We start from the raw sequence: 25,003 nt of genomic DNA, 5'->3' as shown, positions 1-25,003 counted from the left end.
TTGTGTTAATTGGGTTTGAAATCTGATGGAGTTTTACCAAACCGCTGTTTAAAAATCTTTCTAAAATATTTAGGATCACTAAAGCCTACTTCATAAGCCGCTTGAGCAATGCCAAAGTTTTGTTTCTCAATTAAATAAGCTGCGTGCTCTATTTTTATAGTTCTTATGTAGTTATTGATATTTTTACCTGTAAGCGCTTTAATCTTTCTGTAAAGCGATGATCTGCTCATTCCTATTTCTTGTGCAACGGTGGTGACAAGCTTTCCATCTTCCTGCATATTTTGAAGAACAATTTCTTTAAACTCTAAAAGAAATTGTTTTTCAATATCAAGAAGCTTGTTTTCTTCTTCAGTATTTAATTGTGAGACTTCGCTATTTTTTGAAAAATTCTGAAGCAGCAGTTTTCTCCCGTGTATCAAATTGGTAATACGTGCTTTTAACACATTTACATTGAACGGCTTAATCATATAGTCATCAGCACCTTCGGTATATCCCGTTTCGATAGTTTCACAATTATTTTTTGCCGATAGTAAGATGATAGGAATATGTGAAGTTTCTTTCTTGCCTTTTAAAAATTGGCATAAATCAATTCCGCTTTTAATTGGCATCATAATATCACTAATGATGAGATCAGGAATATATTTTATAGCTTGATTGATACCAATCTCTCCATTTTCTGCGTGAATTAGATCATACTCCTGGCTCAAAACTCCATCTAAAAATTCTAGAATGTCTGGATTATCATCAATCAAAAGAAGGAGTTTACGATTGTTGTCTGGTTTGACTAAAAGATTATTAACCGGAGTTTGTTCTTTATAAGTTGAAACGTTTTCGAGTAATTGATTTTCTATAGTTTTTTTATTGGAAACCGCATTTTGATCGTTGTCCAAATACGCATCCAGCAATTGATCGTCATAAGGTATTTTAAGAGTGAAACATGAACCTTTACCTTTTTCGCTAATAACTTCTAAACTTCCCTGATGCAATTCTGCAAAGCGTTTGGAAAGTGCTAGCCCTATACCGCTACCATCTTTTTTTAATGACATATTAGATTGATAGTACCATTCAAAAATTTGCTCGATATCTTTTTGATCGATTCCTGCTCCTGAGTCTTTTACACGTATTTGAAGATAATTATCCACAGTATCAACCTTTATATAAATTTTACTGTGCTCTGGGCTATATTTGATAGCATTTGAAACCAAATTATTTATGATCACTTGAATTTTTTCCAAATCACAAAATACAGATATAGGAAACTGAGGCTTTGATAAGATCAGGTCAATGTTTTTGGTTTTAAGCAGCGGCTGATAGGCATCTAGCCAGTTAGAGATATTTTTTGTGATGTTGTACTCTTTTAAATCTAAATTGCTTAGACCTTCTTCACTTTTTCTAAACTCAAGAAGTTTATTAATAAACTGCAGAAGATTATTCGCATTACGTTTAATCAATTTGAGATTTTTGCGTTGTTGTTTATGAACCGCATTTTCTAACAAGCTTTCAAGAGGAGCAAGTATAAGAGTAAGTGGCGTTTTCAATTCATGAGAAAAGCCGGTATAAAACCGAATTCGCTCTTCATTAATTTCCTGTTCAAGTTGACGTTGGCGTTGTTCAAAAATGAGTGAATTCTTCAGTTTTACACGTTCTGCATAGTACTTCAATCCGGCCCAGATTAATATAAAAAGAGTAACAATATAAAATAAATAGGCAGGCCAGGTTTCCCAAAATGGAGGTGCAATTGTGATGGCAAGCTCTGTATATTTTGGGGATTCAGCCTGATTTTCAGCTTTGATTTTTAGTACATAGTTACCGTGTGGAATATTGCTGAAATTAATTCGGTTGGTATTTTTTAGATCAATCCAATGTTCATTGTATCCATCAAGTAGATATGAGTAGTTCGTAGTTGTGGCAAAGGGAAAGCTTAAATCTGTAAAAGCGAGAGAAAAATTCGTTTGGTTATGTGCGAGTTTAATTTCCTCTTTATAAATAATGGATTGGTCCAAAATAGCTTTAGAATCAGTAGGATCTACTAAAACTTCTTCATTTGCAACTCTAAAATCTTTAATAATCAAGGAGCCTTTTATGTTCTTACGTTCTAATTTTTCTGGATTAAAAATTGTGACGCCTTTGTTTCCGCCAAAATATAAAGTGCCGTCAGAACTTTTTATGGCAGCTCCTTCATTATATTCGCTTACTTGAATGTTATTGAAAAAATTTAAACTTTTTACAGTTTCGTCTTTAAGATCAAACTTACTAATTCCTTTATCTGTTCCTAAGATTAAGTAAGCACCATCATAATCAATAATGCTATTAACAGTATTATTGCTTAACCCATCGAATTCGGTATAATTTTTAGCACTAGAATCTCCTTCCTTAAAACGAATGAGACCGCCATGTTTGAGACCAGTTAAAATAGTGCCATCGTCCAAAACTTTTATACTAAAGCCTACATTGCTGGTAATTCCGGGAAGATTTCCATTAAAAAAGGAAGCAACCTCACCCGAGTCGGGGTTGTATTTGAGTATTCCGTTACCGTAAGTGGCCATCCAGAGGGTGCCATATTGATCTTCGTCTATCGCTCTGATATCCATTTTTGGACTTATCACATCGAGTTGATCTATATATTCAAATGTATCTTTTTGTTTATTGTATTTAAAAAGTCCGCCGCGGTTTGTTCCCACCCACAATTGTTGTGCGTGATCTACAAATAAGCATCTTACATCATTACCATCTTCTTTAGCGCCTTGTAAATAATAACTCCATTGATTGCTTTTTAGATCTAATTTGTGTAATCCCTTTTGATAGGTGCCAACCCATAAGTTTGAATTATCATCTTCAGCAAGGGTATTAAGGTAATTGGTTTTGAGTCCATTTTGAGTGGTGTAGACATCATGGTGTAAAGCCCCTGATTGTGGGTTATAGGTATCTATTCCGCCGCCATCGGTTGCTAGATAAATAACACCTTTATTAGAAAGAATGAGGTCATTAATCCTGTTATGTTTCAATTTCTCACCACCGGTTAGATCACTTTTTAAAAGTCTCACAGGCTCACCTGCAGGGTCAACAAAATTCAATCCGGCATTGGTGCCTATCCAAATGTATCCATTTCGGTCTTTTTTAAGTGTGTTTATCGATGCATTTGTTATACTACTGTTATTATCATTGGGTCTAAATTTCACAACAGAAAACGCCTGACTTTGATCAAGAAAACTTTTTATGTTAAACACATTTAAGCCGTCATTATACGTACCTACCCAGAGATTTCCCAAATCATCTTTTGTAATAGCCATAATGCGGTTACCTGATAATCCAGATGAATGAGCACTTTTATCAAGGTGTAAAAATTTGCCATCTGCTTTTTGAACAAAAAGTCCATTTTCAGTACCTATCCACGCATTAGCCTTGTCATCAACATATACTGTATTTATTTCTTTAATTGTAGTGTTCTGAACAGTTAACGGGATTTGAGTTACTATATCTGTTTTGATATTGTAGCGATTAAGCCCTTTGTCAAAGGTTCCTACCCAAATAATAGAATCATTTTGCTTGGCAATACAGGAGATCTTTAAAGAAGATAACTCTTTTACGGGGCTGTTAGAAGCTCCTTTATATGCGACTTCTTCTGTGCCATTATATACAAACAGACCTTGATTGTAAATACCTATAGCATAGCGATTATGGTCAAGAACAACAGATGAGTTTACACTTAGTTTGAGACCCGGATAATAGTTATTTAAGAGATCAAAGCGTTCTGTTTTTGAATCATAGAAGTTGATCCCGCCGTCTGTAGCAAGTATAATACGTTCATCTGGTGCAAAAGAAATGTCTTGAATGTAGTTGTTTGAAAGTCCAGAATTTTCTTTTCTAAATATTTCAAATGCGTTCCCATCATAACGATTGAGTCCATCTGAAGTACCTATCCAAAGAAATCCTAGAGCATCCTCTCCAATGGTTTTAACAATATTATTTGAGAGTCCATTTTGAGTGTCCAAACTATAAAAGGTAAGCTCTTTGTCTAAAAATCCGGTCTTGGTATTTTCATTTTTTTGGCCAAAAATTAGGGTAGGAGTAATGCATATAAAACACACTATTAAAGTGAAAAAACCTACAGAATGTCTTGAAAGGACCATAACACTAGAATTTTAAAGATAATATAAAGAATAAGAGTAAACGTTGGTGAAAAAACTGAAAATATATGTTTTTATTGATGAATGCGCATTTACACCCCCTTATTTTGCCATTTTGACCCTTGCCAAAACTCTTAAAATATGTGAAAATTGTATTCGAAGTTGATTACTATTTCGATTTCGTTAAAAATATACGAAACAATATTTTAACTATTTATAACAACTATGGCAAACATACAATATGTAAAGAAATTTTTAATGTTGTTGTTTTTTGGATTGCTATGTGGGTATTTTTCTAATGCGCAACTCTCTGAAAAACATACCTACTTTTCACCAGGATCGCTATGGCTAGATACCAACCACGAGCACATAAATGCGCATGGTGGTGGGATATTTGAAGAAGATGGAATTTACTATTGGTATGGTGAGCATAAAAATAAAAACAGTCTGGCACAGGTAGGGGTCAGAGTTTATTCATCTACTGATCTTTACAATTGGACGAATGAAGGAGTGGCACTAAGTGTGTCAGAAGATCCTGATTCTGAAATCACCATTGGATCTGTAATAGAGCGCCCAAAAGTTATATATAATGAGAAAACGCAAAACTATGTTATGTGGTTTCACCTTGAACTCAAAGGTCAAGGCTATGCAGCTGCAAGAACAGGTGTGGCAACCAGTAAATCTCCTATGGGACCTTTTACCTATCTCAAATCCTATAGACCAAATGCAGGGCAGTGGCCCATTAATTTTTCAGAAGATCAAAAGCTAAGCAGCGCCTCAGATAATAAGTTGGAGTGGTGGACACCAGAATGGACAACTGCGCTTAAAAATGGTCTATATGTTAGACGCGATTTTAAAGAAGGTCAAATGTCTAGAGACATGACCCTTTTTGTGGATGATGACGGTAGTGCATATCATATTCATTCTTCAGAAGAAAATCAAACGCTGCATATCGCTGAGCTTACTGATGATTATCTAGGTTTTACCGGGAAATGGGCACGTATTCAACCGGGAGGTCAAAACGAGGCGCCGGCAATCTTTAAAAAAGGATCAACCTATTATATGATTACTTCAGGCCTTACAGGTTGGGCTCCTAATCCTGCGAGATCGTTCAAAGCGACATCCATTTTTGGTCCTTGGGAATCTCTTGGAAATCCGGCCAAAGGTAAACACAGTAATGTCACATTTCATTCCCAAAGTACATTTATCCTGCCGGTAGTAAGCAAAACAGATACTTCGTACATCTATATGGGTGATAGATGGAATCCTAAAAATCATATAGACGGAAGGTATATATGGTTGCCACTGGAAATCAATAACGGAAAGCCCGAAATAAAATGGCAGGACACTTGGCAACTCCAAGAATCAACACCTGCCGAATAAAAACTGAATATTAACTAATAAAGCCAAAAAATGAAAAATTATGGAAACAATAGCAGTTAGCAGAAACTTAATTAACAATTGAAAATCACATTATTGAAAGAATACTACAACACACAATTATGATATACACACTCAAAATGGTTATAAAAACCAGACTTTATCTATTGCTTTTAGTGGTGTCTGGTTATTCATATGCTTTAGATGCAAATAGGGCCTATGATCAACCACAGCAGGTTATTACAGGTACTGTCTATGACGGTAGTGATAGCAATCAACCTTTAATAGGGGTAACGGTAGTTGAAAAGGGTACACAAAATGGAACCTCAACAGATTTTGATGGAAATTACTCTATACGCGTCTCTCCGGGATCAACACTAGTTTTTTCTTTTGTTGGTTTTGAGACCAAAGAAGTTGTTGTTTCTGACCAAGAAACGATAAACGTTACAATGAGCTTAAGCTCAGAATCTTTAGAAGAAACCGTGGTTATCGCTTTTGGAGGTAAACAGTTAAAGGAAAGTCAGGTAAGCTCCATTGCCACGATCAATCCTGCAGAATTAAAAGGGCCTACCAATAACTTGACCAATATGATGGCAGGTCGTGTTCCTGGAATGGTTTCTTTTCAACGATCTGGAGAGCCTGGAGCAGACAATTCAGATTTCTTCATTCGTGGTTTAAGTACTTTTGGCTCAGGAAAACGTAATCCACTTATTCTTATCGATAATATAGAGTCTACATCTACAGATTTGGCACGTTTACAGCCTGACGATATCGATACCTTTTCTGTACTGAAAGATGCTGCGGCAGCTTCGGTTTATGGTGCTCGAGGAGCAAACGGGGTGATTTTGATAACTACCAAAAGCGGTAAAGCAGGAAAAGCAAAATTCAGTGCACGTGCAGCTTCCAGAGTTTCGACCAATACGCAAAACTTTGAATTTGCAGATAATATCACTTATATGCGTTTGGCTAATGAAGCGGCGCTCACACGTGATCCTTTAGCTGTTCTACCGTATTCACAAACCAAGATAGACCGTACGGCAGCAGGAGATAATCCTTATTTATATCCTAGTAATGATTGGATCAATCAGATACTCAAAGAGTATACTATAAATCAAAGTTTCAACATAAGTGCAAGTGGTGGTTCTGAACGTGCCCGATATTATGTTTCAGGAACGTATAATATTGATAACGGTATTCTAGATGTAAATCCTATCAACAATTTTAATAGTAATATCAAACTTCAAAACTATTCGTTACGGAGTAAACTAGATATTGACCTTACGCCAACGACCTTGGCTACCGTTAATATTTACGGCCAGTTTGATGATTATAATGGACCAATTTCAAATGGTGGTGACATCATTGCCTCTACAGTGAATGCAAACCCAGTGGCTTTTACCTCTATTTATCCTGCTGAATTATATCCTTTAGCACAACATCCTCTATTTGGTAATGCACCTCTATCGCTTGCCAGTAATGCACTCTATACAAACCCTTATGCAGAAATGGTTAGAGGGTATAGAACGACCAAAAATTCAACCGTTCAGGCACAGATATCAATAGATCAAGAGCTCGACTTTATAACTGAAGGTTTAAAAATTGGTACGATGAACTACATACGTAGATATAATACATATTCTATTAGTAGAGCGTATAATCCATTTTATTATCAAGCCTCTAGAAACCCGGTAGACGGAGGTGTTCAATTGCGCGTGTTGAATGACGGGACACAATCATCTATTGGTCTTCCCGGTACAGAATTCTTAAATCTTGCGGGCTCAAACAATCAGTCTAATTCAAGGATTTATAATCAGTTTACGCTGAACTATGATAAAACTTTTAATGATATTCATGCAGTATCAGGTTTCTTGATCAACGTACTTCAGAGTTATGAGACTACAGACTATGATAATCTTCAAGAATCTTTACAGTACAGAAACCATACATTTTCAGGAAGATTTACTTATGCATTTGATAAGCGTTACATTGCTGAGTTCAGTTTTGGATATAATGGTTCAGAGCGTTTTGACCGAAGCAATAGGTATGGGTTTTTCCCTTCATTTGGAGCGAGTTATGTGATATCTAACGAGAAATATTTTGAAGGTTTAAAGGACACGTTTAGTAATCTTAAGTTACGATTCACCTATGGTAAAGCCGGTAATGATGAGATTGGTAATGCAGAGGAAGATCGTTTCTTTTACTTATCGCGTGTGAACCCTAATAATGGTGGATTTGGAGCAACCTTTGGACAGGAATATAATTTTGGACGACCCGGTATTTCAATTGATCGTTATGCAAATCCTGATATTGGATGGGAAGTTTCAGAACAATTTAATATTGGGATTGACATAGGTTTATGGCGTGATTTAAACTTCACTGCAGAAATCTATCAACAAAACAGAACCAATATTCTACAACGTAGAACTGAGATTGGAGATGTCATTGGTTTAACTGCAAATCCGCAGGTTAATTTTGCTGAATTAGAATCTAAGGGAATCGATTTGTCGCTAGATTATAACCGCCAAATCAATCAAGAGTGGTGGACGCAAGCACGAGCAACGTTGACCTTTGCTACAAACGAGGTCGTACAGACTAATGAGCTCAACTATCCTGACGAATTGGGATATTTATCTCAGGTAGGAAATAATGCTTCTCAAATGTATGGCTATATAGCCGAACGTTTATTTACAGATCAGGAGGAAGTCAATAACTCTCCAACACAGTTTGGTAATTATACCGGTGGTGATATTAAATATAGGGATGTGAATGGTGATGGTGTGATTACTTCATTAGACCGTGTTCCAATTGGATTACCTACTACTCCAGAGTTGATCTATGGTTTTGGAGGAACTGTAGGATATAAAGATTTTGATCTAAGTGTTTTCTTTCAAGGTTCTGCACGATCGTCATTTCAGATTAATTCGGCTGCTATTTCACCTTTTGTCTTAGGAACTGGTAATCAATTAGGTCAACAAAATGGGCTCTTAAAACTTATCGCAGATAGTTATTGGTCTGAAGACAATAGAGATGCTTATGCATTTTGGCCAAGATTGAGTCCAAATGTGGTAGAGAACAATGCTCAGAGCTCTTCTTGGTGGTTACAAAACAATGACTTCTTAAGGTTAAAAAATGTAGAGATTGGTTATAGAGCTTCAGAAAAGCTGGTAGATGCATTGGGTATTCGCTCCTTGCGTATTTACGCCAGTGGGATCAACCTTGCCGTGTGGAGCAGCTTTGACTTATGGGATCCTGAAATGGGAGGTAATGGTTTAGGCTATCCTATTCAAACAGCTTATAACCTTGGTCTTCAATTTGACTTTTAAAATTAGAATAAAGAATTATGAAAAATATACTATATAAAAGACTATTGAATCGTACCGCAGCTGTTGCCTTTGGTTTGGCGACACTCGCTGGGTTTAATTCGTGTCAGGACGATTATTTAGATGTTGTACCCGATGGACTTGCTACTGTAGATAAGATTTTTAATTTACGTCAAGAGGCAGAAAAGTATCTTTTTACTTGCTACTCCTATATGCCACGTCTAGGTCATCCGCGTAGAAATGCAGGGTTTTTAGCTGGAGATGAAATGTGGGTACCAGACAATCGTGAGAATGGAGATTATTTTGCTCTAGAAATTGCATTGGGTAGACAGCGCGTTTCAAATCCATATTTCAATGTATGGCAAGGTGAATATCAAGCAGGCGCCCCTTATGACGGACCTGAGATCTGGGATGGAATCAGACACTGTAATATTTTTATAGAAAATATGTCTGATGAGAATAATGTACCCGATATCACGCAGTCAGAGCGGGAGCGTTGGATTGCTGAAGCCAAATTTTTAAAGGCATATTACCACTTCTATCTGATGAAATTTTATGGGGCTATACCCATCATTAGAGAAAATGTAGACATTGATGCGCCTACACCGGCATTTGATCTATCAAGAGAACCTTATGACGAGGGTATAGCCTATGTAGTTCAACTTCTTGATGAAGCAGCGGCTGTTCTTCCTCCGGTTATTACAGATATCAATACCGAGTTTGGTAGAATTACTTCGGTAATTGCAAGATCATTAAAGGCAAAAGTGTTGGTCACTGCTGCGAGTCCGCTTTATAACGGTAACGCAGATCTGTCGACCATGGTAAACACCGATGGTACACCACTTTACAACACGACCTATGATCCAACCAAATGGCAACAGGCCGCAGATGCTGCTAAAGAAGCTATAGACGCTGCAGAAACAGCAGGAATTCAACTTTTTCGATTCAACTCTTCAGTTACAGGTTTTAATCTTACTGATACTACAGTGACTAAACTGAGCATACGCAATGCCATTACAGATCCTGAAAGTATAGAGTTGATTTGGCCTAATACGCAGAGTTTAACAGACGGGGAAGATGGGTTACAGGCAAGTGCAATGGCGCCATTAGAGGCAGGACATAATACACGTGTAGCACGTAAGGTATTGTCTCCTACGATTACGATGGCAAGATTATTCTATACCGATAATGGAGTCCCAATTACCGAAGATCGTAATTATGACTTCAACGATATTTTAGAACTGCGTGAAGCTACACCAGAAGAGCGCTTCAATATTGAAGAAGGTTACCGTACTTCCAGATTGAATTTTGACAGAGAGCCACGTTTTTATGCAGACCTTGGTTTTGACGGTAGTACATGGTATAAGCGTGATGCATTACAAGATGAGACCAAATGGCATATTGAAGGGAAATTTGGTGACTACAGTGGTAGTGATCATCCGTTTTTCTTTAACGAGACAGGGTACTATTGTAAAAAGCTGGTAAACTGGAGAATGACTTTTAGTAATGACGGTGGTTCTTTTGAGCGTTATGCTTGGCCACAGATGCGTCTCGCAGATCTATACTTGTTGTATGCTGAAGCTTTGAATGAAGTAGAGGGGCCTAGCGCTGAAGTCTATGAATATATAGACCGTATACGCGATCGTGCAGGACTTGACGGCGTAGTAGAATCATGGGCTGCACATTCGGTTAATCCTAATAAACCTACAACACAAGATGGTTTACGCAGCATTATTCAACAAGAACGTATGATCGAACTCGCTTTTGAGGGACAGCGCTATTGGGATTTATTGAGATGGAAACGTGCCGTAGAAGAATTTAATGATGATGTACAAGGTTGGAATGTCTTTGGAGAATCTGAAGCAGCCTATTATCAGGTGCGTACCATTCATCTTCAAAGTTTTGTATCTCCAAGAGATTACTTCTGGCCTTTAAGTGAGACATCACTTATAAGAAATACCAATTTGGTACAAAATCCAGGTTGGTAAAATCCTTAAAAAATTTAGATTATGAAAACAAAAACATTAAAGCAAATATTCTTTTTGAGTCTTGTGGTCCTTTTGTGGAGCTGCTCAGAAGAAGTTGATCAAGTGCCGCTGGAAGCAAATTCTAGTGCACCACAGCAAATTTCAAATCTTCAGGTAGAGAATCTTAAAGGTAAAGCAAAGCTTACCTATACCTTGCCTGATGATGAGGACTTGTTATATATAAAAGCAAATTATACGTTGCCCACAGGTAGAGAAATGGAAGTAAAAGCATCCTATTATCAAAACTCAATGCTTCTAGAAGGTTTTACTGGGAATGAAGATGTTGAAGTTGAGGTGGTTGCTGTAAATAGAAGTGAAGTAGCTTCGGCACCGGTAACCGTTACCGTAAACCCGCTGCAGTCTCCAATATTCGATGTATATAACAGTCTGGATGTAGGAGAAGCTTTTGGTGGAATTTTCGTCAACGCCGAAAATCCAGAGCGTATGGATATTGCGATACTTATTCTCACTAAGAATGAGCAAGGTGAATATGTGACAGACCCTAACAGTATTTATACTTCAACAGATATCATCAATGGACGTCTAAGAGGTTTAGATACGCTTGCCCAAGATTTTGGTTTTACTGTGCGTGATAGATGGTTAAACTATACAGATACATTAGAAAGCACGATTACACCTTTATTTGAAGAAGCTATTCCTAAATCAAATTATGGTGACTTAAGGTTACCTAACGATGCACCAGGTCATAATTCTACACCTAAAAGTGGGATGTGGGATGGCAATAACTGGGACTGGCCCAGATGTTATCTAACGCAAGGTAACTTTATCGAAGATACGCACATCACTAGTTTTGACATAGGTGTGCTTACCAAGCTTAGTCGTATTGTGATTTGGGATTATCCTGAATACTATGATGGAGGTAATGGTAGCGGTCGCGAATATTTTTATAACGTCTGTATGAAAGAGTTGAAGATTTATGGTTCGGCTGAGTTAGAGCCAACAGGAGATCTTAGCGAGTGGACATTATTAGGTAGTTATGAAGAAGTAAAGCCAAGTGGTTTGCCTTACGGTCAAAGTAATAACGAAGATTTTGAGACGGCAAATAGCGGATTCAGCTGGGATATTGATCCCAATGCTCCTCCTATGCGCTATATAAGAATTGAAATGATTGATAACTGGGCAGGAACCTATGCTATGGGTATTGCAGAACTACAGGTTTATGGTAATTCTAATCTGTAATTAAAAATTAGAACTTATGAAAAACATCTATAAATATACATTAATCACCTTTTTGGGGCTTGGATCAATTTTTTGGTCGTGTACTCAAGAGGAATATGACGACTATAAAAAGTTTGCCGCTGATGGCGAAATCAGCTATACCGAACGTATAGATTCTTTAAAAGCCTTTTCAGGAAATAATCGAATCATGTTGCAAGGTGTCGTAAACGCAGATCCAAAAATCACCGAGCTAAGAGTGTTTTGGAATGATAAGCGAGATTCCATTTCCGTTCCTGTAACACGTTCAGAAGGTATAGATACATTAGAAGTGATGATAGAAGGTATTCCTGAGAATATCTACAACTTTGAGTTACGCACTTATGATGCAAAAGGAAATAAATCTTTAGCTTCCAACATTACAGGAACTGTGTATGGTGAGCGTTATCAAAATACACTTTTTAATAGACCAGTAACCGCAAATAACCTAATTGAAGACAGTCTGGCTATTGCATATGCCGGTATGGATCTTTCAAGTGGGGTTATTGGTACCGAGGTTGTTTATACCAATACAGCAGATGTTGAAACCACCGTTTTTGTCCCAATCGCTGAGGATGTTTGGTCTATTACAGATTTTAAACCGTTGTCAACATATCAATATCGTACGGTATTTAAACCTGAAGAAACAGCGATTGATACTTTTTATACCGAATATGTTTCGTTTACACCTATTTCAAAACCGGTACTGGTTAATGCTGCAATACCTTTTAAAGCGTCATCTATATCTGGAAGATGGGGGATCTTAGAGGATTGGACTACAACAGAACCTGTGAAAATTCATAACGGCTACGGGGGTTGGGATGAATGGAATGGCAATATTTTTAATATGGAATCAGGATGGGGAGCTCCCGCGATAACCAATGGTAAAATTTATCAAAGTGTAACCAATGTACAACCAGCATCTTATATTCTTAATGTTTTGATACGTGATACAAACCATTCCTTAACAGATGAAGGAGGTTCTTATTTTGTTGTGGCAAAAGGTGACGCATTACCAGATGTTTCAGATGTACAAACGGCAGATAATGTATTGGTTTATAAACGAATTAACGCAGCTTTGGGTAATGAATACACCTACAGATTAGAATTTAGCTTAGACGAAAACTCAACAATTACCGTAGGACAAATTACTACTCAAAAGGATGGAAACCCTGGACGTTTTTGTAACGTACGTTCTTGGGATATTGTGGTTTCAGAATAATTACATGGTTTTAGTTTAAACGTTTATATGTAAGTGTGTTTAAAACGTTTAAAGAAAAAAAAGAGTCCTCAATTTGAGGACTCTTTTAATTTTAGGAAAGTTCATTCCACTCATTCAACAAATGCAATAATCGCTTGATGTATTTCTGCGGTTGTTGCAGTTGGTTTAAGATCAAACAAAACACTGTAAAGGCGTTTTCCATCAACTTTCTTTTTCAATTTAAGGCGTTCTTTTGATGCCAAAATACGATCCCATTCTTTTCTGACTTTTGCCCAGAGTTCCTGGTTGGCTTCCCACCATGATTGTGCAGCTGCGCAGCGCTCATCTGCTACTTGTTCATAAATATTATATCCTTTTTCTTCTGCTATTATGCGATCATCGGCATCAGCGGCGTGCAATACTTTTGAGTTATCCTGTTCGTGTAACCATCCGTACGTGGTGATTTGAACCTGATTGTTACGCTCCATAATATTGTAATCACTTCTATGTGTATATTCTCTGCGAGGTAGAGGAGCAGGAGTTGTATTTTGCCAGATTTTTTTACCATCAACGTGAATCCAAGTGGCAGAACCGGAATATCTAGGACTGTCATCTACTTGATATACTTTTTGCGCCCATTGCCCTTTAATGCTTTGATCATCCTTTTCAACACGATTCCAGGTGTTATTAGCATCATAGATAAAAAGATTTGGGTCTTCAAAACTCCAATCTTGACGCCAATGTTTAATCACCATCGTGTCTTGTACAACAAGTAAATGCTGAATGGAGATCTTGTTTTCTTCATCTTCAATAAGCTGAGCCCATTCTAGGGCAGACGCATAGTAATCGTCGTGCTTTGTGTAATTGCCGTCTGGAGAAAAAGTTTCTGCATATTTAAAAGTTACTTCATAACAACCACACATATCTTTTATGGCTTGTTTGTCTTGATCCTTTTTAGATTGAGCTCGAACAGAAATACTTATAAATAGAAGCAGTACAGTGAATTGTAGTAGTTTTTTCATAGAAAATATAGTTTTGATATTTCAAAATTAACAAAATATCTTATTTAGATTAAATAAAAATAAAATAATTCAGTAGTTTTGTTGTCGAATGAGAGAAGTAGGAGATTGAAGGTCGAACGCTTGAACTATGATTCGATAATGGGAAGTAAGAAGTAATGAACATAATACAGGAAATGGCCAGAACAAAATGTCATTTTTATTGAATTGTATTTGTGCCGAAACGCTTTATGTAGCATAGTTTGCTCATCTATTTTAACTTTAAAATTAATCCTGAAAATATTCAAGTAAGAGATAGACCGAAAACCAAAAAATAATTAAATTTACCCACCTATTTATAATTAATCTAAAAAAGAATAAATAATGAATTCAGTGCGATATATAATTAGCGCTCTTGTAATACTCTTTAGCTTAACGCTCACAGCGCAAGAGTCAAACCAATTACTCTCTAGAGATTTTTGGGGTCAAAAACCTTCCTTAGCACAAGTTAAAGCTTCGGTCGCTGCAGGCAATGATCCTTCAGAGGCTAACGGAAGTAATTTTGATCCTGTGGTGATGGCTATTTTTGGCGATGCTTCAGAAGAAGTGATTGACTATCTTTTTGCTCAAGAGGGAAATTCAGTAAACAAACTTACGCACGATGGTCGTACTTATATCTTTTGGGCGGCTTCTAGAGGAAATTTTCCTTTAGTAAAAAAGTTTGCTGATGCCGGTGCTAAAATGGACCTTGTAGATGATCACGGCTATTCGGTGCTTAATTTTGCTGCCAATGCCGGTGTTACAGATACTAAGATTTATGACTATTTAATCGCTAAGGGTTCTAATCCTAAAGTAGAAAAAACGCATCACGGTGCAAACGCTTTGCTTTTGATCTTACCAAGTCAAAAAGACTTCAAAATGATCGATTATTTTGAAGATAAAGGTCTTGCTCTTACCGATACCGATGAGGATGGTAACAACGCTTTCATCTATGCTGCCCGCTCAGGAAATGTAGAAATGATGAACAAGCTCATCGAAAAAGGTATTGATCCTAAAGCTACAAATAATGAAGGCGGAAACGCAATACTTGCTGCCGCACAAGGTTCTCGCCGTGGTTCTAGTCCGCTTTCAGTATTTAAATATTTAGAAGAATTGGGTATTGAAGCAAACGTTACTACCACTACAGGAACCAATCCGCTTCACGTGCTTGCCGGAAGAAATCAGGATATGGACATTTTCAATTATTTCTTAGAAAAAGGAGTAGATCCTACTGCGGTAGACGGTGAAGGAAACACACCACTTATCTATGCATCTTCTAGAAATAGTCTAGAAGTAGTAAAATTATTTGAAGAGAAGACTGAAGCAATTAATCATACTAATGAAGAAGGTGTTTCAGCGTTAAGTAGAGCCGTTGCAGGAAATTCCCCCGAAGTGGTAAGTTATTTAATTGCGCAAGGTGCAGATACATCTGATGTTGACGATAAAGGAAATACATTAATGTTCTATTTGGTTGATGCTTACAATCCACGTAACGCAGCAGCTTTTGAAGCAAAAATGGAGTTGCTTGCAGAAGAAGGCGTTGATTTTGCTGCTACTCAAGAGAATAAAGAGAACATGCTACTGTTAGCCGTTAAGAAAAACAGTTTGCCTTTAACCAAAAAAGCTTTGGCTTTAGAAATTGATGTTAATCAGGCTGATAAAGATGGAAATACACCATTGCAAATTGCAGCATTAAGAGCAGACAATACTGAAATTCTAGAGTTGCTTGTAGCTAATGGTGCAGATACCAGTGTAACTACAGATTTTGGTGAGAGTATTTATGATCTTGCCAGTGAAAACGAAATTCTAGCCAGCAGCAAAGCAAGCATAGAATTTTTAAAATAAGCGATTACAATTCATTTTAAATTATGAGATTAAAAACATTAGTATTAGGATTATTCTGCTTTACACTTTTTTCTTTTGTTGAAAAAGAACCTGCAGAAACCACATTTAAATGTTTAATTCAAATAACTAACTATAGCGGAGAAGGTGCCTATGTTGTTGTGTCGCTCATCAATCCTGAAGGTGAGTATGAAAAAACCCTTTTAGTTCAGGGAGATGACGAAGAGTGGTATCCAGATCTTACCGGATGGTGGGAGCAGCAAAAAGTAAAAAATGAAAATATCGATGGTATTGCCGGAGCTACTGTAGGTGCCGGTGGCCGTGGGATAGGTTCATTCAAAATTGCTCAGGACAAGATAGACAGTGGTTATAAACTGAGATTTGAAACCGCTGTTGAAGATCAAAAGTATTATCAGGATGATCTTATGATTCCGCTTGATCAGGCAAGCCTTAATGGTAAATTTGCCGGTAAAGGTTACATAAGATATGTACGGTTGATGGCAAGCAATTAATCTATGATTTTATCAATATGGAGATACAGTCATCTAGCATTGGCTGTATCTTCTTTTTTATTCATACTTCTTGCTTCTGTAACAGGAATCATTCTGGCGTTTGAACCTATTGATCACGCTGCATTAAACTACAGTGGTGATCAAACCCAGATTCCCGTAACGCAACTCATCGATACACTTAAGTCAAGTTATGACGAAGTCTTAAGTGTTGAAATTGATGAAGCAGGTTTTGTGAAGGCTTCTGTACTGAGTATGGAAGGCGACAGCGGTGATTTTTATATCAATCCGTTAACAGGAAAAAAAGTAGGCGAAATTGAGAAACAAGCCGAAATTTTTCAATTTGCAACCAGCTTGCACCGCAGTCTTTTCTTAAAAAGCACAGGACGTTTTTTTGTAGGTCTTGCTTCCTTTTTATTATTTCTTATCAGTATTACCGGCCTTATTTTAATCATCAAAAGGCAACAAGGCATACGTGCGTTCTTCAACCGAATAATAAAGGATAATTTTTATTCCTATTATCATATTTATTTAGGACGCTTATCGCTTATTCCTATCATTATCATTACGCTTACAGGTGTTTACCTTTCGCTACAGCGTTTTGAAATTTTACCTGATATCGTGCTAACTCACGATGTTGACTACGCTTCTATAACCGACAGTCCACAAAGGAATTTAGCAGAATTTCCCGCGTTGAAAAATATAACAATAGCAGATGTTCGATATATCGAATTTCCGTTTAGTCCTGATGTCGAAGATCCCTATAAAATAAGTTTAACCGATCGAGAGCTTCTCGTTAATCAGGTTACCGGAGAAGTAATTAGTGAGCTTTCGTATCCGTTGGTCAATATGTTATCGTACTACAGCACGGTTTTACATACAGGTCGTGGGAGTGTCATTTGGGCTGTGATATTGGCGGCGGCGTGTTTTAGTATTTTATTCTTTATTTACTCAGGATTCAAGATGACGTTTATGCGTCGTAAAGGGAGAATCAAAAATAAATTTAAAGCTGCGCAAAGCGAAATTGTAATCCTCGTTGGTTCTGAAACTGGGAGTACGATGTCTTTTGCGAGTTTATTTTATAAAGAGCTACTCAATAAAGACATAAAGGTTCATCTTACCCAAATGGATAAATATCAGCAGTTTCCAAAGATGAAGCAATTGGTAATATTTACCTCGACGTATGGGGACGGCGATCCTCCTGCAAACGCTACCAAATTTTTAAACTTGCTTGATAAGTTTAAAGACGTCCCACAATTTAACTACAGTGTGGTTGGTTTTGGTTCGTTGGCGTATCCAAGCTATTGTAAGTATGCTTTTGATGTAGATGAAGCGCTGCGCGCAAGCTCGGTAGCCAAAGAATTACTGAAGGTGTACACCATAAATAATAAATCCTGGGAGGCCTTTGATCAATGGGTAGATCAATGGGGAGAGCGATTAGCCCTTAAACTTGAAGTTCCCAGAGACAATACGGTAACCAAGCCCCGTAAAAAGCCTCAAAAATTTGAAGTAATAGCAAAAACGACGGCTCAAGAAAGTCCGGATGATACTTTTTTAGTAACGGTATGTCCCGAGAAATCGATCAAATTTAGATCAGGTGATTTATTGGCTATTTATCCGCAAAAAGACACACACGAGCGCCTTTATTCTATAGGAAAGAATTTAGATGGAGAAATGCTCTTAAGTATAAAAAGACACGAATTTGGGCTGTGTTCTAACTATCTCAATGATATTGAAGTCGGAGCTTCACTTAATGCCGTACGTATTAAAAACCCTGAGTTTCACTTAAAGAAAAATCAGAAAGCCATACTGATTGCTACAGGAACGGGAATCGCTCCATTTTTAGGAATGATGACTGATAATGCAAATAAAAAAGAACGCGTCTTGTATTGGGGAGCTAAAAATGAAGCAAGTTTTGCGCTTTATGAAAACCATATCAGTGCTGCTTTGGAGCGTGGGGTGCTTTCAAAATTTTTTCCGGTATATTCTCGTTTAGGTAAAGAAAAAATCTATGTGCAGCACGTGATCGCCAGTAATCATTTAGCTTTTTCTAATGCATTAAAAAATGGAACGGTTCTAATGATTTGTGGGTCTATTAGTATGCAAAAAGAAGTGATCGCTGCGCTTCAGGTTATTTGTGAAACCTACCAATTAAAATCTTTAAGCTATTATCAGCAACGCGGTCAAATCAAGATGGACTGTTATTAAATATTGAAGTTGTTCTTATTAGAAGCTTCAATTAGGGTCTTTCTTTATGGTAAATTAGGTTACAAACCCTTTTAAGCAAATTCTTCTGAACACTTTATACCCCGAAATCGGGCAAAAATTACCTTGTCTTGACCTTGAAATAATTATATCATTGTCTTTAGATTACGAAATCGATTTCTTTAAATGCGAAGGCAAGGCTTAAAATCAGATTTTAATCATTTTGCCCAAGGCTTTCAAAGGTGAAGATTTCCTACCGAATACTTTAAAATTCATGAAAAACCCAAATGCATTGCTTGCAGTTTTTGTGTTCGTTTTGAGCATGTTACCACTAAAAGCACAACAAAATCTTGATAAAACATCAAAAACTCAAAACTTTGACCACGGTTGGAAGTTCAGCTTAAGTGCAGATGAGAAGGCTATTGACCCAAATTTCGATGATTCCGGTTGGGAAGATCTTACATTACCTCACGACTGGAGTGTACAATTTCCTATAGCGCAAGAAAACCCGTCTGCAGGAGCTGGCGGCTATTTTAAAAATGGTTTAGGTTGGTATCGAAAAACATTTCAAGTGCCTCAAGAGCTGGCGAAAAAGAAAGTTTCTATTCATTTTGGTGGAGTTTATATGAATACGGAAGTTTTTGTAAACGGGCGTTCAGTGGGGATTCAACCTTATGGTTATTCTCCTTTTTACTTTGACATTTCAGAATATTTAAAGTTTGGAGAACAAAATGTCATAGCCGTTAAAGTAGACAATTCTGAAGAGATCAACTCACGCTGGTTTAGTGGTTCTGGTATTTATAGACACGTAAATATTCAGGTGAATAATCCTTTACATTTTGAGACAAATGGCATCGCTATTACGACACCTGAAATTTCAGAACATAAAGCTTCAGTAAATATAAATACGTCTATAATAAACGAGACAGAAAGTATTCAGGAATATAAGGTCACGGCTTCGGTCAAAACAGAAAATGGAAGCTACACATCAGAATTAGACCTTAAGAATGCTCCGGGTGAGACTAGAAATGGAACTTTAGCTATAGAACTTCCAAACCCGAAGTTATGGAGTCCTAAGAACCCTAATCTTTATACTTTAAAAGTTTCTATAATTGATTCTGAAGGAAAACTAATAGACGAGGTTGAACAAAGTTTTGGGGTGCGAACGATTGATTACAGTGCTGAGCAAGGTTTTAAACTTAATGGTAAAAGCATTTCAATCAATGGGGGAAATATGCATCACGACAATGGTGCACTGGGATCAGCAGCTTTTGATCGTGCTGAAATTCGCAAAGTACAACTTCTCAAAAATGCCGGATTCAATTCGGTCCGCACTTCGCATAATGCTCCTAGTGAAATGTTTTTAAAGGCTTGTGACAGTATTGGTCTCCTCGTAATTGACGAGGCTTTTGATGGTTGGCGAACGGAAAAGACACCTTATGATTACGCGAGGTATTTTGATCTTTGGTATAAAAAAGATATTCAGGCAATGGTGGCACGTGATCGCAATCACCCTTCAATCGTAATGTGGAGTATTGGTAATGAGATTATTGAACGAAAAGATCCCGAAGCGGTAAAAACAGCACAGCTTTTGAAAAATGCAGTTTTAGAATTGGATACAACGCGACCGGTTACTTCTGCAATGACCACTTGGGATAATGATTGGCAGATTTTTGATCCTTTATTTTCAGTACACGATATAGGTGGTTATAATTATCAATTGCATCGCGCGGAGTCTGATCACGAGCGCGTGCCGGAGCGTGTTATGGTGCAAACCGAATCGTATCCTCGTGATGCTTTTTTCTGTTGGGATATGACGCAAAAGCACCAATACGTCATTGGAGATTATGTGTGGACTGCGATGGATTATTTAGGCGAATCCGGAATAGGTAGATTTTATATAGCCGGTGAAGAACCTGATGGCGAGCATTGGTCTGCAGATCATTTTCCTTGGCATGGGGCCTATTGTGGAGATATTGATTTAATAGGTTGGCGTAAGCCTATCTCGCATTACCGAGATATGCTATGGAATAATTCTGAAAAGATCTATATGGCGGTTAAGCAGCCTAATCCTGAAGGAAAACAGATTAAAGAAACCATGTGGTCGGTTTGGCCTACTTGGCCTAGTTGGACGTGGCCTCAACATGTAGGCAAACCAATTACGGTTGAAGTATATACCAAATATCCTGAAGTAAAACTATACTTGAATAACCGCCTGATTGAAGCACAACAGGTTTCTCGAGAGACTGAATTTATAGCAAGTTTTGATGTAGAATATCAACCGGGAACCTTGGTAGCAAAAGCCTTTGAAAATGGAGTTCTAAAAGAAAGCACGCTCTTACAAACAGCCAAAGCTGTTGACCAGATTAAACTGACTGCAGAAAATAATACGCTTGTAGCCAACGCACAGGATCTAGCCTACATTCAGGTAGAGCTTCAGGATGAAGAAGGAATTCTGAATCCAACTCAAGACCAGCTTTTAGACTTTACAGTAGAGGGACCTGCAGAAATTATAGCGACAGACAATGCAAATCTCAAAGACACTACAGCATACCCAAGTCATTCTAGAAAAACCTGGAATGGAAGAGCTTTAGTCATTCTCAGAAGTACTTCAGAAAAAGGGGATATTTTGCTTAAAGTGACGAATTCAAAAAAACTATCTAATACGATTAAAATCAAAAGTATATAAGTTTTGTATTTTTCTAACCTAGATATTTAAAACGGTATAAAACATGTCTTTATATAGATGTTCTGTTGGTATTTTATTTTCAGCTTTCTTTATGCTTTCGTGTAAAGAAAAAACACTTTTTACAGAAGTAGATGCCTTTGAAGCAGGTTTAGATTTTGAAAATAGGCTCACTGAAACTGATGCCGAGAATGTGATGACCTACGAGTATTTTTATAACGGTGGTGGCGTTGCAGTGGCAGATTTTAACAACGATGGTTTTGCAGATGTATATCTTTCTGGGAATCAGGTTGCCAATAAACTATTTCTTAATCTTGGTAAATGGAACTTTAAAGACGTAACCCAAACTGCCGAAATCAAAGAAAAGCAAGGCTGGAAAACAGGTGTCACAGCCGCAGATGTGAATGGTGACGGTTTGATGGATCTGTATTTGTCCTATTCCGGAAACTCAAAAAAAGAAGGCCATGCTGAGCCGGTTATACCAAATTATGAAGGTAGATCTAATGCCTTATTCATCAATCAAGGTAATAACGCAGACGGTGTTCCTGTTTTTAAAGAAATGGCCAAAGAATATGGTCTGGATGCGGCGGGAAGCTTTAGCACACAAGCCTATTTTTTAGATTATGATCTGGATGGCGATTTGGACATGTTTTTATTGAATCACGCCAATAAATTTTACAATACCCTTATAAACGTAAAAAAGTTACGAAGTCTCAGACATCCGTATTATGGCAATAAATTGTTTGAAAATATTGGAAACAAATTTGTTGAAGTTTCTGAAGGTTCTGGGATTAATGGGACCGGAATAAATTTTGGCCTCAGTGCTTCAATAAGCGATTTAAACAATGACGGTTATCCTGATATTTATGTGACTAATGATTATGTAGAACAGGATTTTTGTTACATAAACCAACAAAACGGAACCTTTAAAGACATTTCAAAATCCGCATTCGGTCATTTATCAAAATTTTCAATGGGTTCTGATATTGCTGATTTAAATAATGATCAAAAGCCTGATGTGTTTGTCCTTGATATGTTGCCTGAGGATAATTACCGACAAAAAGTACTTAAAGGTCCCGATCAATTCAATAGAGAGCGCACGCTTGTAGATAGCGGTTACCATCATCAATATATGCGTAATACGCTTCAGTTAAACCGAAGTGTTTCGGCAGATTCAAGTTTAGCTTTTAGTGAGCAAGCGCAACTCTCAGGCGTTTCTAATACAGATTGGAGTTGGGCGCCTTTACTGGCAGATTTTGATAATGACGGCCTCAAAGACATCTTTATTACCAATGGTTATTTGAGAGACTTTAGCAATCTTGATTTTACAAACTATACGGTAAATGAAGCGATCAGTCAAGCGCAACAGTCGCATTCAAATGTAGATATTGGACTCTTGGTTAGTAAAATGTCCTCGACCAAAGTATCTAATTATGTCTACAAAAATAAGGGTGAGGCGCAATTTGTAGACAAGACTTCAGAATGGGGAATTGAGAAAAAAACGGTATCCAATGCAGCTGCTTATGCAGATTTTGATAATGATGGCGACCTTGATCTTATTGTCAATAATCTCAATGCTCCAATAAGTTTGTACCAAAACAACACAAATAATCTCAACCATAATTATTTAAAAATTCAACTGGAAGGTTCCGGTCAAAATGCTAAAGCCTTAGGAGCAAAAGTCTTGCTGAAGCTAAACGATTCAACCACTGTTTATCAAGAAGTCTATTATGGTCGCGGTTATCAATCTTCAGTAGAACCTGTGCTGACCCTTGGTACAGGAGCAATTCAAAATGTTGACGAACTTAAAATCCTTTGGCCTGGCGGAAAAACTTCGGTACTTAAAGATTTTAAAGTCAATCAAACCTTGGTACTTAAAGAAGAAGATGCTGAAGCATATGCCAGTTCAGGATCAAATGAAGCTCAGGCATTCTTTAAAGACATTACAAAAACATCAAACCTTGAATTTAAGCATCAAGAAAATGCGTACCAAGACTTTAATAGTGAGAATTTAATTCTTTACAGAGCATCAATGTTAGGCGGCAAAGCCAGTGTCGCAGACCTCAATAATGATGGTAATGACGATATTTATTTTGAAGCTGCAAAAGAGCAACCGGCAGTTCTGTTTCTTGGTCAAACAGATGAAACGTTTAAACCGTTTAATGACAATCAACCTTGGACTTCCCCCGGGGCGACTGCTCAAGAAGATTTAGGATCCTTGTTTTTTGATGCCGATGGAGATGGAGATTTAGACTTGTATGTTGTGAGTGGTGGTAATGAAGCGTTTAACGGTGATGATTTCTATCAGGATAGATTATACCTTAATGACGGCAATGCCAAGTTTACTGAGGCTAAAGATGCTTTACCTGATATGCGTTTTAGCGGTGCAACCGTCAAAGCAACAGATTTTGATAAGGACGGCGATCTTGACGTATTTGTAGGAGGACGATTGAACGGAAAAAACTATCCTATGACTCCCAAAAGTATCTTGCTCGAGAATAAAAGTAGCGATGGTCGTATTGTTTTTGAAGCGCAGCGCAATTATGATATTGCTAACTTAGGAATGGTTACCGACGCCATTTGGGAAGATATTGATGCAGACGGCTGGCAAGATTTGATCGTAGTAGGAGAGTGGATGCCAATCACGATATTAAAGAATAAACAAGGCGTCTTAGCCAAAAGTGATGCCTATGATCTCAACGATGCTACAGGCTGGTGGACTTCAATTGTTCCTTTTGATTTTGATAATGACGGGGACACTGATTATTTATTAGGAAATATGGGGCTCAATTCGCAATTAAAAGCTTCGGCAGAAGAGCCTATGCGGTATTACATTCAAGATATTGATAATAATGGCCGAATTGATCCGATCTTGTCCTATTATATTCAGCATAAAAATTATCCGCTAGCCGGTCGGGACGAACTTTTAGCACAAGTTCCCGGGTTGAAGAAGCACTTTCCGTATTATGAAGATTATGCAAAAACCACCACTGAAGAATTGCTGGAAGTAGCTCAAATCAAACCTCGATTTGTTCTTGATATTAAAGAATTGCGTTCTTCGGTTTTGGTGAATTCAGGAAATGAATCTTTCCATTTAGAACCTTTACCAGTTGAAGCACAAGCTTCGGTAGTGCAGCATTTTATAGTTGAAGACTTCAATAACGATGGAAATAAAGAAGTTTTAGCAGCCGGTAATTTCTTTCCTTTCAAAATAAGTCTGGGGCAGATGGATGCTTCTTTTGGTAGTTTACTTCAATTTGAAAATGGTAAATGGATCTCACTCAAAGAAGCTGAACAGTTAAATTTGCGTGGGGACATTCGTGATCTCAATTTGGTACGTTTTGCTTCAGGAGCCACCAAAGTTTTGGTTACGCGTAATAACGATTTTGCGAGTTTGCACGAAGTGAATCCATAGGCACTTTGATTTTATGTAGAAAAGTGTTCCATTTTATGT

Annotated in this window: 12 protein-coding genes; 10 read left to right on the top strand and 2 right to left on the bottom strand. The window is 37.4% G+C overall.

Going from position 1 to position 25,003, the window contains the following annotated elements; genetic code table 11:
• Positions 1 to 5 precede the first annotated feature (5 nt).
• Entirely contained in the window at positions 6 to 4,130 is a 4,125-nt protein-coding gene (locus tag WA338_RS00185) for a two-component regulator propeller domain-containing protein (protein ID WP_272987335.1), read from the bottom strand.
• A gap of 222 nt (positions 4,131 to 4,352) precedes the next feature.
• Between WA338_RS00185 and WA338_RS00180 the strand changes: the two genes are divergently transcribed.
• The 5 genes from WA338_RS00180 (at position 4,353) to WA338_RS00160 (ending at position 13,291) form a co-directional block, all read left to right on the top strand.
• Positions 4,353 to 5,510, top strand: a complete 1,158-nt coding sequence (locus WA338_RS00180; RefSeq protein ID WP_272987337.1) for a glycoside hydrolase family 43 protein — start codon at positions 4,353 to 4,355, stop codon at positions 5,508 to 5,510.
• A 119-nt stretch (positions 5,511 to 5,629) separates the two neighbouring features.
• A complete protein-coding gene (locus WA338_RS00175; RefSeq protein ID WP_272987339.1) occupies positions 5,630 to 8,830 on the top strand; it encodes a SusC/RagA family TonB-linked outer membrane protein in 3,201 nt (1,066 codons plus the stop codon).
• Positions 8,831 to 8,847: 17 nt separating this feature from the next.
• Positions 8,848 to 10,815, top strand: a complete 1,968-nt coding sequence (locus WA338_RS00170) for a RagB/SusD family nutrient uptake outer membrane protein (protein ID WP_009780363.1) — start codon at positions 8,848 to 8,850, stop codon at positions 10,813 to 10,815.
• Between the two features lie 21 nt (positions 10,816 to 10,836).
• Entirely contained in the window at positions 10,837 to 12,054 is a 1,218-nt protein-coding gene (locus WA338_RS00165) for a DUF4959 domain-containing protein (RefSeq protein ID WP_009780362.1), read from the top strand.
• A gap of 16 nt (positions 12,055 to 12,070) precedes the next feature.
• Positions 12,071 to 13,291 carry a DUF4998 domain-containing protein gene (locus tag WA338_RS00160; RefSeq protein WP_272987340.1) on the top strand — a complete coding sequence of 407 codons (1,221 nt, stop codon included), beginning with the start codon at positions 12,071 to 12,073 and terminating at the stop codon, positions 13,289 to 13,291.
• A 110-nt stretch (positions 13,292 to 13,401) separates the two neighbouring features.
• On the opposite strand, the gene WA338_RS00155 is transcribed toward WA338_RS00160, so the two are convergent.
• Positions 13,402 to 14,292, bottom strand: a complete 891-nt coding sequence (locus tag WA338_RS00155; protein WP_272987342.1) for a DUF6607 family protein — start codon at positions 14,290 to 14,292, stop codon at positions 13,402 to 13,404.
• A 360-nt stretch (positions 14,293 to 14,652) separates the two neighbouring features.
• Between WA338_RS00155 and WA338_RS00150 the strand changes: the two genes are divergently transcribed.
• The 5 genes from WA338_RS00150 to WA338_RS00130 all read left to right on the top strand — a co-directional run bounded on the left by WA338_RS00150 (position 14,653) and on the right by WA338_RS00130 (position 24,964).
• Positions 14,653 to 16,152, top strand: a complete 1,500-nt coding sequence (locus WA338_RS00150) for an ankyrin repeat domain-containing protein (protein WP_272987344.1) — start codon at positions 14,653 to 14,655, stop codon at positions 16,150 to 16,152.
• Positions 16,153 to 16,175: 23 nt separating this feature from the next.
• Entirely contained in the window at positions 16,176 to 16,661 is a 486-nt protein-coding gene (locus WA338_RS00145; protein ID WP_009780358.1) for a DUF2271 domain-containing protein, read from the top strand.
• Positions 16,662 to 16,664: 3 nt separating this feature from the next.
• Positions 16,665 to 18,866, top strand: coding sequence for a PepSY domain-containing protein (locus WA338_RS00140; protein ID WP_272987346.1), 2,202 nt, complete (start codon positions 16,665 to 16,667; stop codon positions 18,864 to 18,866).
• A 271-nt stretch (positions 18,867 to 19,137) separates the two neighbouring features.
• Positions 19,138 to 21,552 carry a sugar-binding domain-containing protein gene (locus WA338_RS00135; protein ID WP_273016283.1) on the top strand — a complete coding sequence of 805 codons (2,415 nt, stop codon included), beginning with the start codon at positions 19,138 to 19,140 and terminating at the stop codon, positions 21,550 to 21,552.
• A gap of 43 nt (positions 21,553 to 21,595) precedes the next feature.
• Positions 21,596 to 24,964, top strand: a complete 3,369-nt coding sequence (locus tag WA338_RS00130; RefSeq protein ID WP_273016285.1) for a VCBS repeat-containing protein — start codon at positions 21,596 to 21,598, stop codon at positions 24,962 to 24,964.
• The last annotated feature ends 39 nt before the right edge of the window (positions 24,965 to 25,003 follow it).

The organism is Leeuwenhoekiella sp. CH_XMU1409-2 (genome assembly GCF_037029365.1).
Classification (GTDB): Bacteria; Bacteroidota; Bacteroidia; order Flavobacteriales; family Flavobacteriaceae; genus Leeuwenhoekiella; species Leeuwenhoekiella blandensis.
Note: the sequence above shows the minus strand (reverse complement) of the source record. Positions and strands in the feature narration are given on the sequence as shown.

Coding starts and splice junctions, on each gene's coding strand:
- WA338_RS00135 (WP_273016283.1), top strand. CDS start 19,138: ATGAAAAACCCAAATGCATTGCTTGCAGTTTTTGTGTTCGTTTTGAGC.
- WA338_RS00130 (WP_273016285.1), top strand. CDS start 21,596: ATGTCTTTATATAGATGTTCTGTTGGTATTTTATTTTCAGCTTTCTTT.
- WA338_RS00175 (WP_272987339.1), top strand. CDS start 5,630: ATGATATACACACTCAAAATGGTTATAAAAACCAGACTTTATCTATTG.
- WA338_RS00140 (WP_272987346.1), top strand. CDS start 16,665: ATGATTTTATCAATATGGAGATACAGTCATCTAGCATTGGCTGTATCT.
- WA338_RS00155 (WP_272987342.1), bottom strand. CDS start 14,292: ATGAAAAAACTACTACAATTCACTGTACTGCTTCTATTTATAAGTATT.
- WA338_RS00180 (WP_272987337.1), top strand. CDS start 4,353: ATGGCAAACATACAATATGTAAAGAAATTTTTAATGTTGTTGTTTTTT.
- WA338_RS00150 (WP_272987344.1), top strand. CDS start 14,653: ATGAATTCAGTGCGATATATAATTAGCGCTCTTGTAATACTCTTTAGC.
- WA338_RS00165 (WP_009780362.1), top strand. CDS start 10,837: ATGAAAACAAAAACATTAAAGCAAATATTCTTTTTGAGTCTTGTGGTC.
- WA338_RS00160 (WP_272987340.1), top strand. CDS start 12,071: ATGAAAAACATCTATAAATATACATTAATCACCTTTTTGGGGCTTGGA.
- WA338_RS00145 (WP_009780358.1), top strand. CDS start 16,176: ATGAGATTAAAAACATTAGTATTAGGATTATTCTGCTTTACACTTTTT.
- WA338_RS00185 (WP_272987335.1), bottom strand. CDS start 4,130: ATGGTCCTTTCAAGACATTCTGTAGGTTTTTTCACTTTAATAGTGTGT.
- WA338_RS00170 (WP_009780363.1), top strand. CDS start 8,848: ATGAAAAATATACTATATAAAAGACTATTGAATCGTACCGCAGCTGTT.